The sequence below is a fragment of the Marinovum sp. genome (assembly GCF_034669705.1).
Classification (GTDB): Bacteria; Pseudomonadota; Alphaproteobacteria; order Rhodobacterales; family Rhodobacteraceae; genus Marinovum.
The window spans coordinates 1-16,765 of the sequence record NZ_JAXMOR010000008.1 but is presented as its reverse complement, the minus strand read 5'-3'; the positions used below and the strand labels follow the sequence as shown (position 1 = coordinate 16,765).

At 67.2% G+C, this 16,765-nt stretch carries 15 protein-coding genes; 13 read left to right on the top strand and 2 right to left on the bottom strand.

Translation table 11 applies throughout. The annotated features are described in order from the left end of the window. Positions 1-37 precede the first annotated feature (37 nt). Entirely contained in the window at positions 38-775 is a 738-nt protein-coding gene (locus VOI27_RS07660) for a hypothetical protein (RefSeq protein WP_323764727.1), read from the top strand. Here the strand turns inward: VOI27_RS07660 and VOI27_RS07655 are convergent. Continuing rightward, positions 769-2,712, bottom strand: a complete 1,944-nt coding sequence (locus VOI27_RS07655) for a 4Fe-4S binding protein (protein ID WP_323764726.1) — start codon at positions 2,710-2,712, stop codon at positions 769-771. The genes VOI27_RS07660 and VOI27_RS07655 overlap by 7 nt on opposite strands. A gap of 373 nt (positions 2,713-3,085) precedes the next feature. Between VOI27_RS07655 and VOI27_RS07650 the strand changes: the two genes are divergently transcribed. The 12 genes from VOI27_RS07650 (at position 3,086) to preA (ending at position 16,343) form a co-directional block, all read left to right on the top strand. Beyond that, entirely contained in the window at positions 3,086-3,619 is a 534-nt protein-coding gene (locus VOI27_RS07650) for a DUF3305 domain-containing protein (RefSeq protein WP_323764871.1), read from the top strand. After that, a complete protein-coding gene (locus tag VOI27_RS07645; protein WP_323764725.1) occupies positions 3,616-4,263 on the top strand; it encodes a DUF3306 domain-containing protein in 648 nt (215 codons plus the stop codon). The genes VOI27_RS07650 and VOI27_RS07645 overlap by 4 nt, the downstream gene beginning before the upstream one ends. Beyond that, positions 4,264-4,863, top strand: coding sequence for a molecular chaperone TorD family protein (locus tag VOI27_RS07640; RefSeq protein WP_323764724.1), 600 nt, complete (start codon positions 4,264-4,266; stop codon positions 4,861-4,863). Between the two features lie 64 nt (positions 4,864-4,927). Continuing rightward, complete coding sequence (locus VOI27_RS07635) at positions 4,928-5,113, top strand: twin-arginine translocation pathway signal protein (RefSeq protein ID WP_416374656.1); 186 nt, start codon at positions 4,928-4,930, stop codon at positions 5,111-5,113. A 147-nt stretch (positions 5,114-5,260) separates the two neighbouring features. Next, positions 5,261-8,377 carry a formate dehydrogenase subunit alpha gene (locus VOI27_RS07630; RefSeq protein ID WP_323764722.1) on the top strand — a complete coding sequence of 1,039 codons (3,117 nt, stop codon included), beginning with the start codon at positions 5,261-5,263 and terminating at the stop codon, positions 8,375-8,377. A gap of 12 nt (positions 8,378-8,389) precedes the next feature. Next, positions 8,390-8,983 (top strand): formate dehydrogenase FDH3 subunit beta, encoded by a 594-nt coding sequence (gene fdh3B, locus VOI27_RS07625; protein ID WP_323764721.1) that lies wholly within the window; start codon positions 8,390-8,392, stop codon positions 8,981-8,983. A gap of 125 nt (positions 8,984-9,108) precedes the next feature. Further along, entirely contained in the window at positions 9,109-10,338 is a 1,230-nt protein-coding gene (locus VOI27_RS07620; protein WP_323764720.1) for a formate dehydrogenase subunit gamma, read from the top strand. Positions 10,339-10,340: 2 nt separating this feature from the next. After that, positions 10,341-11,690, top strand: coding sequence for a c-type cytochrome (locus VOI27_RS07615; RefSeq protein WP_323764719.1), 1,350 nt, complete (start codon positions 10,341-10,343; stop codon positions 11,688-11,690). Then, entirely contained in the window at positions 11,687-11,812 is a 126-nt protein-coding gene (locus VOI27_RS07610; protein ID WP_323764718.1) for a hypothetical protein, read from the top strand. Before VOI27_RS07615 ends, VOI27_RS07610 begins: the two co-directional genes overlap by 4 nt. Before the next feature lie 7 nt (positions 11,813-11,819). Then, positions 11,820-13,160, top strand: a complete 1,341-nt coding sequence (locus tag VOI27_RS07605; protein ID WP_416374655.1) for a sigma-54-dependent transcriptional regulator — start codon at positions 11,820-11,822, stop codon at positions 13,158-13,160. Positions 13,161-13,589: 429 nt separating this feature from the next. Beyond that, complete coding sequence (locus tag VOI27_RS07600) at positions 13,590-14,900, top strand: NAD(P)-dependent oxidoreductase (RefSeq protein ID WP_323764716.1); 1,311 nt, start codon at positions 13,590-13,592, stop codon at positions 14,898-14,900. A gap of 135 nt (positions 14,901-15,035) precedes the next feature. Beyond that, a complete protein-coding gene (gene preA / locus VOI27_RS07595) occupies positions 15,036-16,343 on the top strand; it encodes an NAD-dependent dihydropyrimidine dehydrogenase subunit PreA (RefSeq protein ID WP_323764715.1) in 1,308 nt (435 codons plus the stop codon). A gap of 10 nt (positions 16,344-16,353) precedes the next feature. On the opposite strand, the gene VOI27_RS07590 is transcribed toward preA, so the two are convergent. Then, positions 16,354-16,765, bottom strand: a 412-nt coding sequence (locus VOI27_RS07590; RefSeq protein ID WP_323764714.1) for a TetR family transcriptional regulator C-terminal domain-containing protein, incomplete at its 5' end; no start/stop codon positions are given.

Genomic DNA, 16,765 nt, shown 5'->3' with positions numbered 1-16,765 from the left:
GTTTGACTGACGGGCAGGGCTGACCCTAGCATGGGCCATGACCCGCCGCTTGCTGATAATGCTGCTCCTGTGCCTGCCCATGGGGGCCCTGGCCGAAGACCGGGTGCTGCGGCTCTATGCGCCGGAGGCTTTGGTGGAGACCGGCGTGCTCGACTACCTGCTGCCGCGGTTTTCGCTGAAGACGCAGGTCAAGGTCGAGCGGGTGTCGGATGCGGAGGCTGCCGACATGGTGCTGGGCGGTGACGGCCGGGCGCTGTTTGAAGGCGCGGGGCAAGTCTGGCGCATGACCTTGGCGACCGACGACCCGGACGCCGCGCGGTTTGCGGATTGGCTGACCGGCGATGTCGGCCGGCGCACGGTTCTGTCCTATGCGCCGGACGGGGAGCCGCTGTTCACCGAGGCCAAGGTTGAAAAGGCCGAGGCGGTCGAGGTCAGCTTCGACGGTGATGCGGTACTGGGCCACGCGGTGTCGCGCGACAAGTGCCGGCGTTGCCACGCGGTGGACGAGGCCAGCCGGATGGGCACCATCGGATCGACCCCGTCGTTCGGCATCCTGCGCTCGCTCCCCGACTGGGATCAGCGCTTCGCCGCCTTCTACCTCCTCAACCCGCACCCGGCCTTCATGATCATCGCCGGCGTCACCGAACCCTTCGACGAGGCCCGCCCGCCGCCCATCGTGCCCATCGAGATGAGCCTCGACGAGCTGGACGCCATGCTCGCCTATGTCTCGGCGATGCAGGCAAAGGACCTCGGCGCGCCGATCCAGCATCAGTGATCGCGCCGTTTCGACAGGTAATCGTCGGTGGTGCGCACTTTCGGCCGCTCGCCGCCCTGGAAGGGGTTGTCCTTGCTGTGGAACTGCGCGTTGACGCGGCAATCGTCGCACATCTGGATCATCCGCAGCTTGTCGCCGGTGAACATGGCGTGGCCTGAGAGCTTGTCCATGATCCGCTCGACCGAGGATTTCACCCCGAACAGCGACCCGCATTCGATGCAGGCGAAGGGCTCTTCCTCGTTCAGCACCTGCTGTGACAGGGCCGCGTCGGTCAGGTTCAGGCGCGGCTCGTAGGTGATCGCGTCCTCGGGGCAGATATTGGCGCAGAGGCCGCATTGCAGGCAGGCATCCTCCTGGAAGCGCAGTTGCGGCAGGTCGGGGTTGTCGCCCAAGGCGCCAGAGGGGCAGAGCGAGACGCAGGACAGGCAGAGCGTGCAGGCGTCGGTATCGACCAACACGGCGCCATAGGGAGCGCCATCGGGCAAGGCGAGCGCTTCGGTGCCTGGGTTCAGCGCGCGGGCCGACTGGCGGGCGATCTGGCGGCGAGTTCCCATGGGACGGACCGGGGTGTCGATCGGCGCGGCCGGATCGCCGTCATATAGCGCATCGGACATGGCGTCGGGGTCGGTGGTGTCGAGGATTGTCACGGTGTCGCCGGCCATGGCGCGGGCCAGCAGGACCTGAGCTTCCATCGCGGGACGCTCGGTTTTCGGACTAGGCAGCAGGGTGACGTCGGCGAAACCGGCGGCCAGCGCCGCCACCGCCTCGGCATGGCCGAAGGCGTTGAGTTCCGGCAGCTCCAGCGGGATCACGTTGGCGGGCAGGCCACCCCCGTGACGCGCCGAGAGGCGGATCATCTCGGCGCCGTGGGCGTCGTGGACCAGCAGGCGCGGGGTATCTCCGCCGGCCTCGCGGTAGGCTTTTGCCAGCGTCTGGATGCGCGACATGATCAGGTCCACGGGCGGCGCGTCATAGCTGATCGCGCCCGAGGGGCAGACGGCCGAGCAGGCGCCGCAGCCGGCGCAGATCATCGGATCGACGGTGACGAACTCGCCCGCCGGGCTGATCGCGCCGGTGGGGCAGAGATCGAGGCAACGGGTGCAGCCGGTCTGCTCGGCGCGGGAATGGGCGCAGAGCAGCGGCTCGGTGCGGACGTGCAGGATCTTCTCGAAGATGCCTGTCAGGTGCGAGGCGGCCATGACGGCGGCGGCGACCGAAGGCGGATGCGCGGGATCGGCGCGGAGGTAGCCTTCTCGCTTGTCGTGGGCGGAGAAAAGCGGCTGTGCGCCGCGCAGGTCGAGCAGGATGTCGCAGGCGCTGGTGCCGCCGTCGCGGGGTTCGGTGAAGCGCAGCGGGCCGCGCCCGGTGGGGTCGATCATGCGCAAGCCGTCGATGGTGACCGAGAACTGACCGAGCGCGCCGGTGGCTTTGCGCAGGCGGCCGGCGATGACGTCGAAGTCGGGACGATCGGGCAGGTCGGGGGTGTCCTCGAGCAGCACGGTCACACCGAGATACGGGCTGAGGTGTGCGGCGGCGGCGAGCGCCACCCCGGCAGGGCCGAGGATCAGGCAGAGACCTTCGGAGGTCACGTCAAGGGTCCGGTCGGGGCGCGCGGGGAGCAGGGCCTCGGCCAGCAGGGCGGACATTTTGGGCAGTTTCGGGGCCTCGTCGGCGCTCCACCCGGCCCGGTCGCGGAGGTCGAGCAGGGCGGGTGCGTCCACCCCCAGCTCCTCGGCCAAAGCGCTAAAGCTGCGACCCTCCTGAGTGCAGCAGAAAATCGTATCACCTTTTGTCAAGGCCTCGGCGGCGCGGTCGATCTGGCCGGTGCAGAGCGCCGAACAGGGCGCCGCAGCCGTCACGCCGGCGTGATCGGCTAACGCCAGCGAATCGATCTGCATCGATCCCTGACAGTCACATGTTATCAAAGTCTTGACCATGGTTTCCCCCTCCGAAACCGCGCCGTCTCCCCGCCTCTTTCGAGGCCCGGCGCGGACTTACGCTAATCGCGTTCGCCGAAGGACCACAACCGGTTTTCTGCCGACGGGTCCGCTACGCAGGGTGCCGCAAAGCAGCATTTTCCCCGGTGATTCGCCGCGCCTGCGAAACGGCGAAATCAGACAGAAACCGTCAGGTTGGACAAATCGTCCAAAGCCCCCGAATTCGCCCCGGTGCACCGGTCAATTTGACCGAAGTCCGGGGAAATGTGGGGAAGATCACAGAAACCGCTTGGTGGTCGCGACGCCGGCATTTCAATCTGGGTCCAGGGAGAGACGAGCCAAAGTGATCCACAATCCGGAGATGTATCGCACGCTGCCGATCGGCGTGGTCCTGCGCAAGACGCCTGGCGCAACCCGCTGGGCGGCCTGGCACTGGACGGCCAGCGCGGTGCTGCCGGGCGCCGGGCCGGCCGACTGGCGGGTGATGCGCGAGGAGGGCGCGGCGGTGGAATACCACGCTGCGACCCTGATGCTGGAACTGCACGGCGCCGAAACCGAGGCCTACCTGCACGGGATCAGCGCACGGGTGCCGAGTGTCTACGTGGTGATGCGCGAGGCGGTGGGCGAAGCGCCGCTCGAGGTCGTGCTGGTCACGGCCTCGCCCTACGAGGCGCAGGATTACACCGACAGCGGCGAGGAGATCGTCGAGAAGGTGCCGATGCCGCATGGCCTTGTCGCCTGGGTGCGCGAATTTGTCGAAGAGTTCCACGAGGACGAGGTTTTCGTGAAACGCCGGCGTGACAGGAAGCGGGTGGACCTTGTGGAGGACGGCATCGGCGACCCGAGGATCGGCAAGGCGGCGGATATCTATGCCTCGCCGGCATTGAAGCGGAGACGGTTGTCATGAGCTTGTGGGCGAAGCGTCGGGCGGCGGTGGCTGCCGAGGCGCAGGCGGAGGCCGAGGCGCGCCGGGCGGCCGTGCGGCAGGCCGAGGAGCAGGCGCTGGCGGAGCGGACCGATGCGGAGCTGCTGGCCGAGGCCGGGGTGAAAGACCCCGACGCGTTGGTCAGTGCCGAGGAGGTGCGGGCGTTTCTCAAGCACGCTTTGCCGGAGCGGCTGAAGCGGCGGGCCTTGCGGCGGCTTTGGGGGCTGAACCCGGTGCTCGCGAATGTCGACGGGCTGGTCGATTACGGCGAGGATTTTACCGACAAGGCGGTCTGCGTGGAGAACATGCAGACGCTCTACACCGTCGGGAAGGGGATGCTGGAGCAGTTCAAGGGGCTCGAGGCAGAGCCGGAGGATGTGGCGGGGGAGGATGAGGCCGTCGCGTCCCGGACTTGCTCCGGGACCTCCGCGTTCGAGGCTGACGAGGAGGCCCCGGATCAGGTCCGGGGCGCGGAGATTGATGAGACTGAGGACGACGCTGACCAAGAGGTCCCGGGTCAGGTCCGGGACGGCGGCGTCTCGGAGCCGGCGCCGGTGGTTTTAGATGAGCCGGACGCGGTTGCGCTCAACCAGCGACGGATGCGTTTCACGTTTGAGGGAGTTTGAATGACCACTGCGACTGCACCAGCGATTGCCGAAGAGGACCGTTTGCGGGCGGATCTGTACAACTTTCTCGGCGTGATCCTGTCGGGGCCGCCGGACGAGATGCTGTTGGCGCAGACGGCGAGCCTTTCCGGCGATGACAGCGACCTCGGGCAGGCGATCTCGACACTGGCGAAGCTGGCCAAGGTGTCGAAGCCCAAGGGGGTGGAAGCCGAGTACAACAAGCTGTTCATCGGGCTGGGGCGCGGGGAATTGCTGCCCTATGCGTCCTATTACCTGACCGGCTTCCTGAACGAAAAACCGCTCGCGCTGCTGCGGCAGGACATGCACCGGCTGGGGCTGGAGCGGGCGGACAACGTGTTCGAGCCGGAGGACAATATTGCCAGCCTGATGGAGATGATGGGCGCGATCATTGCCGGGCGGTTCCGCGATCCGGCCAATCTGGACGCGCAGAAGCAGTTCTTCGCGAAACACATCGCACCCTGGGCCGGGCATTTCTTTGCCGACCTCGAGGGGGCGAAGAACAGCGTCTTTTACGCGCCGGTCGGCACCGTCGGCAGGACGTTCATGGAGATCGAGGCGGAGGCGTTCCGTCTTGGCTAGATCGGGGCCGCGCGGTCCCACAACGAGCGGCGGGCGACCGTCGGAACACATGGGGAGAGAGACCATGGCAGAGGAAAAGGGCGCCAGCCGCCGCGATTTCCTGAAGATGGCCGGGACCACGGCGCCGCTTGCGGCGGTTGCAGTGGCTGCCGGCGGGACGGAGGCCGAGGCCGCCGAGCCCGACCTGACATCGGAGAAGATGCAGGACACCGCCCACACCCGGGCCTACTTCGCCAGCGCGAAGTTCTGAGGAGAGGCGGCTCGGGGGCGACCCGGGGCCGAGGGACAGGCCAGGAGCGACCGGTTGCGTGACGCCCGACTGCATCAAGGCCACACACAGTACCAAGCGCGCGGTCGGAGCAAGGCTTACGGACCGCAAGCAAGGGAGGGAAACGACATGTTGAGGAAAAAGACCAACGGGGTTGCGCGACGCCCCCAGCGGAGCTCGATCCTGTCTGACGTGGCAAAGGCCTCGGTGGACCGCCGCGCGTTCCTGCGCGGATCGGGTCTGGCGATCGGCGGCATGGCCGCGATTGCCGCGACCGGCGGCACCGTCAAGCCCGCGTCGGCGCAGACCGCGCCGATGGGCAAGGTCGACATCAGGAAATCCGTCTGCACCCACTGCTCGGTCGGCTGTACCGTGGTGGCCGAGGTCAGCGATGGGGTCTGGGTGGGTCAGGAGCCCGGCTGGGATTCTCCCTTCAACCTCGGTGCGCATTGTGCCAAGGGCGCCTCGGTGCGCGAGCATGCGCATGGCGAGCGGCGGCTCAAGTACCCGATGAAAAAGGTCGGTGGCGAATGGGTCCGGCTGTCCTGGGAAGAGGCGATCAACGAGATCGGCGACAAGATGATGTCGATCCGCGAAGAGAGCGGACCCGACAGCGTCTACTGGCTGGGGTCGGCCAAGCATTCCAACGAACAGGCCTACCTGTTCCGCAAGTTCGCGGCCTATTGGGGCACCAACAACGTCGATCACCAGGCGCGGATCTGCCACTCGACGACGGTGGCCGGTGTGGCGAACACATGGGGCTACGGCGCCATGACCAACAGCTACAACGACATTCACAATTCCCGCGCGATCTTCATCATCGGCGGCAACCCGGCCGAGGCGCACCCGGTGTCTCTGCTGCACGTGCTGAAGGCGAAAGAGCAGAACAACGCGCCGCTGATCGTCTGCGATCCGCGCTTTACCCGCACCGCGGCGCATGCCGATGAATACGTCCGCTTCCGGCCCGGCACCGACGTGGCGCTGGTCTGGGGCATCCTGTGGCACATCTTCGACAACGGCTGGGAGGACAAGGAGTTCATCCGCACCCGGGTCTGGGGCATGGACCAGATCCGCGAGGAAGTGGCCAAGTGGACGCCCGAGGAAGTCGAGCGGGTCACCGGCACGCCGGGCTCGCAGCTGCGCCGCGTGGCGATGACGCTGGCCAACAATCGTCCCGGTACGGTGATCTGGTGCATGGGCGGCACCCAGCACACCAACGGCAACAACAACACCCGCGCCTATTGCATCCTTCAGCTTGCGCTGGGGAACATGGGCACCGAGGGCGGCGGCACCAATATCTTCCGCGGCCACGACAACGTGCAAGGCGCGACGGATCTGGGCGTACTCAGCCACACCTTGCCGGGCTACTACGGCCTGTCGGCCGGGGCCTGGGCGCATTTCGCGCGGGTCTGGGAGGAGGATCCCGAGTGGCTCGCCGCGCAGTTCGCCAAGGTCACCGGTGCCGACGGCAAGGAGAAGTCGCTGCAGAACCTCACCGGCATCCCGGTGTCGCGCTGGATCGACGGGGTGCTGGAAGACCCCGAGAACATGGACAACCCCAACAAGGTGCGTGCCATGGTGCTCTGGGGCCACGCGCCCAACTCTCAGACCCGCATGACCGAGATGAAGAAGGCGATGGAGATGCTCGACATGCTTGTCGTCATCGACCCCTATCCCACGGTCTCGGCGGTGCTGCATGACCGCACCGATGGCGTCTACCTGCTGCCGGCGGCGACGCAGTTCGAGACCTACGGCTCGGTGACCGCCTCCAACCGGTCGCTGCAATGGCGCGAGAAGGTGGTCGATCCGCTGTTCGAGAGCAAGCCCGACCAGGAAATCATCGGGTTGTTTTCCAGGAAGTTCGGCTTCCACGACCGGATCTTCCGCAATATCGCGCTGGAAGACGATGGCGTGACACCCAACGTCGAGGACACCCTGCGCGAGATCAACCGCGGCATGTGGACGATCGGCTATACCGGGCAGTCCCCGGAGCGGCTGAAGCTGCATATGGCAAACCAGCACACCTTTGACCGCACGACGCTCAAGGCCAACGGCGGGCCGGCGGACGGCGATTACTACGGTCTGCCATGGCCAAGCTGGGGCACGCCCGAGATGAACCACCCGGGCACGCCGAACCTCTATGACATGTCGAAACCGGTGGCCGAGGGCGGCCTGTGCTTCCGCGCCCGCTTTGGCGTCGAGCGCAATGGTGACAACCTGCTGGCGGAAGGCGTGTCAAACCCCGGGGCCGAGATCCAGGATGGCTATCCGGAGTTCACCTACCAGATGCTCGTCGATCTCGGGTGGGATGGTGACCTGACCGAGGAGGAGAAGCGTGTCATGGGCCGCGTCGCGGGGGTCGAGGGGCTGGAGGACAGCGCCGTCGGCAACCAGGACGACGGCGAGGCCACAGCCAATGCCACCGAGGGCGTGACGCCCGAGGCCGGTCAGGCCGGCGAGGTGCAGGATGTGGCCGAGGGCCAGAACCTGACCGAGCCCAACGGCGCACAGGGGGCCAACGAGGAGGTCGGCGAACAGGCGATGTCGCCCTTCCCGTCGGACTTCAACGAGAAGGTCAGCAAGATCAACTGGAAGACCGACCTGTCGGGCGGCATCCAGCGGGTCGCGATCAAGCATGGCTGCGCGCCCTTCGGCAATGCCAAGGCCCGCGCGGTGGTCTGGACCTTCCCCGACCCGGTGCCGATTCACCGCGAGCCGCTCTATACCCCGCGGCGCGACCTGGTGGCGGACTATCCGACCTACGAGGACCGCAAGTTCTACCGGTTGCCGACGATGTACGCCTCGATCCAGAAGCAGGACTTCAGCAAGGATTACCCGATGATCCTGACGTCCGGGCGCCTTGTGGAATACGAGGGCGGCGGCGACGAGACCCGGTCGAACCCCTGGCTGGCCGAGTTGCAGCAGGACATGTTCGTCGAGATCAACCCGCGCGACGCCAACAACCTTGGCGTCCGTGACGGCGCGCAGGTCTGGGTCGAAGGTCCGGAAGGCGGCAAGGTCAAGGTGATGGCGATGGTGACACCGCGGGTCGGCGAAGGCGTGGCCTTCATGCCGTTCCACTTCGGCGGCCATTTCCAGGGCGAGGACCAGCGGCACAAGTACCCCGACGGGGCCGATCCGTATGTCTTGGGTGAATCCACCAACACCGCCCAGACATATGGCTATGACAGCGTGACCCAGATGCAGGAGACCAAGTGTACTCTCTGCAAGATCATGCCAGCGTAAGGAGAAAGAGATATGGCTAGAGCAAAGTTTCTCTGCGACGCCGAGCGCTGCATCGAATGCAACGCCTGCGTCACGGCGTGCAAAAACGAACACGAGGTGCCTTGGGGGATCAACCGAAGGCGCGTCGTGACCATCCAGGACGGCTCGCCCGGCGAGCGGTCGATCTCGGTCGCCTGCATGCATTGCTCGGACGCGCCCTGCATGGCGGTCTGTCCGGTCGACTGCTTCTACCAGAACGAGGAAGGCGTCGTCCTGCACTCCAAGGACCTGTGCATCGGCTGCGGCTATTGCTTCTACGCCTGCCCGTTCGGCGCGCCGCAATATCCGCAGGCGGGCAACTTCGGATCGCGCGGCAAGATGGACAAGTGCACCTTCTGCGCCGGTGGCCCGGAAGAGACCCATTCGCAGGCCGAGTTCTCGAAGTACGGGCGCAACCGGATCGCGGAAGGCAAGTTGCCGATCTGCGCCGAGATGTGCTCGACCAAGGCTCTGCTGGCGGGGGACGGCGACGTGGTGTCGGCGATCTACCGCGAGCGCGTGGTGGCGCGCGGCTTCGGCTCTGGCGCCTGGGGCTGGGGCACCGCCTATGACCAGAAGGGCGGCTGACGGTGCGTGAGGATCACGCACCCCGCGGGGCTGTGTGATCCGCGCCTGACGTTCTGACACTCCTGACAGCGCGGCGGCCTTTCGGTCGCCGCCTGCGCGCCTGACACCGATCCCGGGAGACCGACATGCTGCGCCATCTGATGGCCGTTCTTTTCCTTGCCCTGCTGTCCGCCCCGCTGGCGGCGCAGGACACGCCCACCGATTTCGAGGTCCGGCCGCCGGTCGAGGGGCAAGCCCCGCCGATCGACCGCTCCGCCACTGGCGGCGCGCAGACGCTGGAGGATATCCTGCGCCGCCAGCAGGGGCTGGCGGTCGATGACAGCTTTCGCCGCGGCAACACGCTCGACGCGCCCGCCGGGGTGCCGCAGCTTGGCCCGCTCGGCGGCGCCTCCGACAGCGATTTCTGGCGCGCGCTGCGCTACAACGAGGCCAACGTCAGGGTGAGCACCCCACATCCGGCCGGCCGTGTGCTGGTGCAGGACAACGGCATGTGGTGGCTGCAATTCCGCGAAGGCCCGCTGCGCACCTATGGCGGCTGGCTGCTTCTGGGCATGATCGGCCTGCTGGCGGTCTTTTACCTGCTGCGCGGCACCGTCAGGGTCGAGGGCGGTCTGGCTGGCCGCACCATCACCCGCTTCAAGGCGATCGAGCGCTTTGCCCATTGGATGATGGCGGGGTCGTTCCTGCTGCTGGCCTTCACCGGGCTGTTCACGCTTTTCGGCCGCAAGTATTTCATCGGTTGGTTCGGCGCTGAGTTCAACTCGCAGCTCTTGATCGTGTCGAAGTTCATCCACAACAATGTGGCCTGGGCCTTCATGCTGGGGCTGGTGATGGTTTTCGTGATGTGGGTCTGGCACAACCTGCCCGACCGCACCGACCTGACCTGGTTCCGCTACGGTGGCGGCATCATCGGCAAGAAGCACCCGCCGGCCAAGAAGTTCAATGCCGGTCAGAAGATCGTCTTCTGGTCGGTAATCGTCTTTGGCGTCTCGGTCTCGGTCTCCGGGCTGTCGCTGCTGTTTCCCTTCGAGTTCAACATGTTCGGGCCGACGTTCGGGCATATGAACGACTGGGGCGTCAACGACTGGATGGGGCTGCAGCCCTTTCCGACCGCGCTCTCGCCGCAGGAAGAGATGCAATACGCCCAGCTCTGGCACGCCATCGTCGGCTTTTTACTGATGGCGGTGATCATCGGCCATATCTACATCGGCACGCTTGGCATGGAGGGCGCCTATGACGCCATGGGCTCTGGTCAGGTCGACGAGGCCTGGGCCGAGCAGCACCATTCGATCTGGTACGAGACGGTCAAGGACGGCGCGGCGCCAAGCGACGCCCGGGCCCATCCGGCGGAGTAGCCATGCGCGGGGCTCTGGCAGGTCTGGCGGTGGTCTGGGCGTCGGCCTTGGGCGCAGCGGAGTTCACCACCTTGAAGGGGCACGGCGGGCCGGTGATGGCGCTTGCGGTGTCGCCCGAGGGGCGCGTGGCGAGCGCCAGTTTCGACAATTCGGTCGGGGTCTGGCGCGGACGGGTGCCGGTGTGGCTCGAGGGGCATGAGGCGGCGGTGACCTCGGTGGCCTGGGGGCTTGACGGGATGTTGGCGTCGGGTGGCGATGACTTCGCGGTGCGGCTCTGGGAGGTTGGCCATGAGGTCCCCCCGGATCAGGTCCGGGGCAGGCCAAGTCAGGTCCGGGACGGGGTTGAAATCGTCGCGGACGTTGGACGTGAACTCGGGCGCCATCGCGGAAAGGTCGCGGCGCTGGCGTTTGCGCCTTCGGGGGATTGGCTGGCAAGCGGGAGCTGGGACGGCAGCGTCAGGCTCTGGTCTCTCGACGGTGATGAGACGCGGACTTTGGCAGCGCCGGGAACCGCGGTGAATGCGCTGGCCTGCGTCGGCGACGAAGTGCTGCTGGCCGGCACCGCCGCTGGCGAGATCCTGCGCTATGACCTGTCGACGGGCGAGGCTCTGCCGCTGGTCAGGCACGGCTTCGGGGTGAACACGCTGGTCGTGGGCGACGGCTGGATCGCCTATGGTGCGGTGGATGGCGGCACGCGGATCGTCGACATGGAGGGCCGCGAGATCGCCGATTTCACCCTCGACCGCCGCCCGATCCTCGCCATGGCCTGGCACGCAGAGACGCAGCAGCTTGCGGTGGGCGACGGCCAGGGCTTCATCATGATCGTCGACACGCAGGACTGGCAGATCGCGCGCGATTTCCGCGCCACCCGGGAAGGGCCGGTCTGGGCGCTGGATTTCGGGCCGGCGGGCGAGATGATCTATGCCAGCGGCATCGACGATCTGGCCTACGGCTGGCCGGTGGCGAGCCTCGATGCCTTCGCGCCGGGGATCACCGGCGACCGGTCGTTCCTGCGCGACGCCGCCACCATGCCCAATGGCGAGCGGCAGTTCATGCGCAAATGCTCGATCTGCCACGCGCTGGAGGCGGGCCCCTCGCGCAAGGCGGGGCCGAGCCTGTATGGTGTCTTTGGCCGGCCGGCGGGCAGTTTGCCGGGCTACGCCTATTCCGATAGGCTGCAGGGAGCGCCGATCGTCTGGGGAGAGGACACCATCGACGCCCTGTTCGACCAGGGCCCTGACCACTACATTCCGGGCTCGAAGATGCCGATGCAGGTGATCGCCGGGGCAGAGGATCGCGCCGACCTGATTGCCTTTCTGAAAACCGCCACTGCAAAGGAACCCGCCGAATGAAAGCCATGCTCGCCGGATTTGCCGCCATCGTCGTGATCGGCGTCGCGGCCTATTACGGACTCCATGAACTGGGGTTCTCGGCCGAGGAGGCCTATTCCGGCCCCAATGTCCGGGTGGAGTGAGCGGCCTGTGGCGGTGACCCCCACGGACGAATTCGGCGCCACGCTGGCCGGTACCCAGGTGCTGGTGATCGACGACGAGCCGGGGATGCGCAACTTCCTCGTCAAGATCCTCGAGCCGCGGGTCAAGCGGGTGGTGAGCGCGGGCTCCGCCACCGAAGCGACGCAGGCGCTCGACGCGCATCATTTCGACCTTGTGATCCTCGACAACATCATGCCCGGCGGCACCGGGCTCGACTGGGTGAGCGAACAGCGGCGGCGCGGGTTCTTTGCCGATACCATCCTGATCACCGCCTACGCTGACCTCGAGACGGCGATTGCGGCGCTGCGGGCCGGGGTGTCGGATTTCGTGCTGAAACCGTTCCGCGCCAACCAGATCCTCGGCGCCATGTCGCGCACGCTCGACCGCAAGAACCTGCGGCGCGACAACCTGCTGCTGCGCCGCGAGCTGCATGAGGGGGCAGGGCAGGGCAAGCTTCTGGGCACCTCGCCGGCGCTGACCGAGGTGCGCGCCCTGCTCGAGAGGCTGGCCCCGCTGCCAACGCCGGTGCTCTTCACCGGCGAGAGCGGCACCGGCAAGGAGCTGGCGGCGCGGCAGCTGCACGGCCTGTCGGACCGGGCCGAGAAGCCGTTCGTGGCGGTCAATTGTGCCGCCATCGCGACCGACCGGATCGTGCCCGAGCTCTTTGGCACGGTGGAGGGCGATGCGCGGCTGAAGCCCGGCCTGCTGCTGCTCGCCGATGGCGGCACGCTGTTTCTCGACGAGGTGGCGCAGATGCCCGAGGCGCTGCAGGCGGCGCTGTTGCGGGTGCTCGAGGATCAGAAGATCCGGCCAGGGGGGGCCGAGCGCGAGATCCCGCTGAACCTGCGGTTCCTGTTTGCCACCAACGCCGATCTCGAGGCCGCAGTGTCCGACGGGCGGTTCCGCGCCGATCTCTATCACCGGGTCAACGTGATGCGGATCGAGATGCCGCCGCTGCGCGACCGTTCCGAGGACATCACCGAGCTCGCGGCGCTCTTCATGCGCCAGTTTGCCACCACGCTGGGGATGCCCGGACTGGCGCTCGACGAGGAGACGCTGCTGAAGCTGCGGCGCTACGGCTGGCCGGGCAACGTGCGCGAGCTGAAGAACCTGATCGAGCGCTCGGTGATCCTCGGCGCCTTTCCGGACGAGTTCGCCGGTCATGGCGCGGTGACCGGCGCGCAGGCGATCGAGAACCTCGAGCTGGTGGTGCAGCGCCATGTGCTGCATGTGCTCGACCTCTGCGACGGTAACCGCGCCGAGGCCGCGCGGCGGCTCGGCGTGTCGCGCAAGACCATCGACAGGAAGGTCGCCGCCTGGGCGGAGTGACGGCCGGGCGATGGTTCCTGTCTCCGAGCCCTCCCTTGGGCGGGGGCCGCTCCGGTTGGGTGTCGCAGCTGCTGTCCCGGGCTCGACCCGGGACCTCATCGCCAACGCCCACGAGGCCCCGGAGCGGAGGCCGGGACGGGGTGCGCAGAACCTGTCCCTCACGGGGCCTCGCCTGCCCGGAACCTCCCGCGGTTAAGACACATTGCGTTGACACCCTTCCGGCCCACGTCCCGGACCTGATCCGGGACCTCACCCTTCGCCGCCATCGCCCCGTGAAGTATTGCCGACGAACCGCCACCGCCAATGACGCCCCGACACGCTGGCCTGCACGCCCCACCCCGCACGCGGAAATTTTCCGCATTCCAAAATTTTACCGTTTGATAAAATTTTGATCTGTGGCAGGCTGTGAAAAAAGAACAGGGAGACGACATGACCCACCCATTGACCCCAGGCGTGGCCGCAGGGCGGCTCACCACCGAGGAGATCGAGGCGAACTTCGCGGATCTGCATCCGCCGCTCGACCGGCACGAGGCGCATGTGGCGGCCGACCGCTGCTACTTCTGCCATGATGCGCCTTGCATCACCGCCTGCCCGACCGACATCGATATCCCCTTGTTCATTCGGCAGATCTCCACCGGCCAGCCCGAAGCGGCGGCGCGGACGATCTTCGAGCAGAACATCCTTGGCGGCATGTGCGGCCGGGTCTGCCCGACGGAAACGCTCTGCGAACAGGCCTGCGTGCGCGAGCTGGCCGAGGGCAAGCCGGTCGAGATCGGCCGGCTGCAGCGCCATGCCACCGATTCGATGATGGCGCGGCAGGGACATCCCTTCGTCCGCGCCGCCGAGACCGGACGCCACGTGGCGGTCGTCGGCGCCGGGCCGGCGGGGCTGGCCTGCGCGCACCGGCTGGCGATGAAGGGCCATAAGGTCACCATCTACGAGGCCAAGCCGAAGCCCGGCGGGCTCAATGAATACGGGCTCGCGGCCTACAAGACGACCGATGATTTCGCCGCCCGCGAGGTCGACTGGCTGCTCGGCATTGGCGGCATCGAGATCGAATATGGCCGGGTGCTGGGCGCCGACCTGCAGCTCGACGCGCTGCGCGAGAGCCATGACGCGGTGTTCCTCGGCATCGGGTTGGGCGCGGTCAATGCGCTGGGGATGACCGGCGACGAAGAGGCGGCCAACGCGGTCGATTTCATCGCCGCGCTGCGCCAGGCCGGCGATCTGCGCGAGGTGCCGGTGGGGCGCAACGTGGTGGTGATCGGCGGTGGCATGACGGCGGTGGATGCTGCGGTGCAGGCGCGGCTCTTGGGCGCCGAGAACGTGACCCTGGCCTATCGGCGCGGACGCGACCGGATGGGCGCCTCGCATTTCGAGCAGGACCTCGCGGCCTCCAAGGGGGTGCGGATCGTCAGCAATGTGATGCCGGTGGCGCTGGACGAGGGGACCATGGTGCTGGAGTACACCGCCGAGGTCGACGGCCGGCTGCAGGGGACCGGCGAGCGGCTCGCGCTGCCGGCCGACCAGGTGCTGCGGGCGATCGGGCAGATGCTGGTGCCGCTCGGCGATCTCGATTTCGAGCGCGGCAAGATCTCGGTTTCGGGCAGCGGCCGGACCGGGGTCGCCGGGGTCTGGGCCGGCGGCGACTGCACGCCGGGCGAGGACCTGACGGTGGTGGCCGTGGCCGAAGGGCGCGACGCGGCCGAGGATATCCACGCGACGCTGATGCCGGCGTGACCGCGTCCCGGACCTGATCCGGGACCTCCCGCCCAACGCGCCGACCGCGCCGATGCGGCCCCGGATCAAGCCCGGGACGCGGGCGCGGGAGAACCGGCGCCGCGGCGCAACATTTTTATTTCGGAGACCTGAAACATGGCTGATCTGACCACAAACTTCGTAGGCATCTCGTCGCCCAACCCGTTCTGGCTGGCCTCGGCGCCGCCGACCGACAAGGAATACAACGTCCGCCGCGCCTTCGAGGCCGGCTGGGGCGGTGTCGTCTGGAAGACCCTGGGCGAAGAGGGCCCGCCGGTCGTCAACGTCAACGGACCCCGCTACGGCGCGATCTACGGCGCCGACCGGCGGCTTCTCGGCCTCAACAACATCGAGCTGATCACCGACCGGCCGCTCGCGGTCAACCTCGAGGAAATGGCCCGCGTGAAGGCGGATTACCCCGACCACGCGCTGATCGCCTCGATCATGGTGCCTTGCGAAGAGGCCGCCTGGAAAGCGATCCTGCCGCGGGTGGCGGAAACCGGCGCCGATGGCATCGAGCTGAACTTCGGCTGCCCGCATGGCATGTCGGAGCGTGGCATGGGTTCCGCGGTCGGGCAGGTGCCGGAATACATCGAGATGGTCACCCGCTGGTGCAAGGAGAACTACGACCGCCCGGTGATCGTCAAGCTGACGCCCAATATCACCGACATCCGCAAGCCGGCGACCGCGGCGCGCAACGGCGGCGCCGATGCGGTGAGCCTGATCAATACGATCAACTCGATCACCTCGATCGACCTCGACACCTTCGCGCCGCAGCCCACCATCGACGGCAAGGGCAGCCACGGCGGCTATTGCGGCCCGGCGGTCAAGCCGATCGCCCTGTCGATGGTCTCCGAGATCGCCCGCAACCCCGAGACCCGCGGTCTGCCGATCAGCGGCATCGGCGGCATCACCACCTGGCGCGACGCGGCCGAGTTCATCGCCCTTGGCGCCGGCAACGTGCAGGTCTGTACCGCGGCGATGACCTATGGCTTCAAGATCGTCGAGGAAATGAAGCGCGGCCTCAGCGAATGGATGGACGAGAAGGGCTTTGCCAGGGTCGAGGATTTCGTCGGCATGGCGGTGCCCAACGTGACCGACTGGCAGTATCTCAACCTCAACTACGTTACCAAGGCGCGGATCGACCAGGACGCCTGCATCAAGTGCGGCCGTTGCTATGCTGCCTGCGAGGACACGTCGCACCAGGCGATTGCCATGTCGCCGGACCGCAAATTCGAGGTCATCGACGCGGAATGCGTCGCCTGCAACCTCTGTGTCGATGTTTGCCCGGTCGAGAACTGCATCACCATGGAAGAGCTGGCCGCCGGCACCGTCGATCCGCGCACCGGCAAGGTGGTGCAGGACGACTACGCCAACTGGACCAGCCATCCCAACAATCCGATGGCGCCGCAGGCGGCGGAGTGAGCGCGCGGCGTCAGACCGGTGTCAGCAGGCGGCGGAACAGCGTGTCGAGATGCGCCTCTGCCGCCTCGAAGGGGTCGCCCTGGTCCAGCACCGCGGTGACCTGCACCTGGAAATCGGCGTAATGCTGGGTCAGCGCCCAGATCGAGAAGATCAGGTGCACCGGGTCGACCGGCGCCAGCCGTCCGGCGGCGCACCAGCCTCGAACCGTCCCGGCGGTCTGGTCGACCAGCGCCCGCAGGTCGGTTTCCAGCGAGGGCAGGATACGCGGCGCGCCCTGCAGGATCTCATTGGCAAAGAGCCGGCTTTCGCGGGGGTAATCGCGCGCCAGCTGCAGCTTGCGCTGCACATAGGCCAGGATTTCCTCCAGCGGTTCGCCTTCGGGGTCAAGCGCGCGCAGCGGGTCGAGCCAGGTCTCGAGCAGC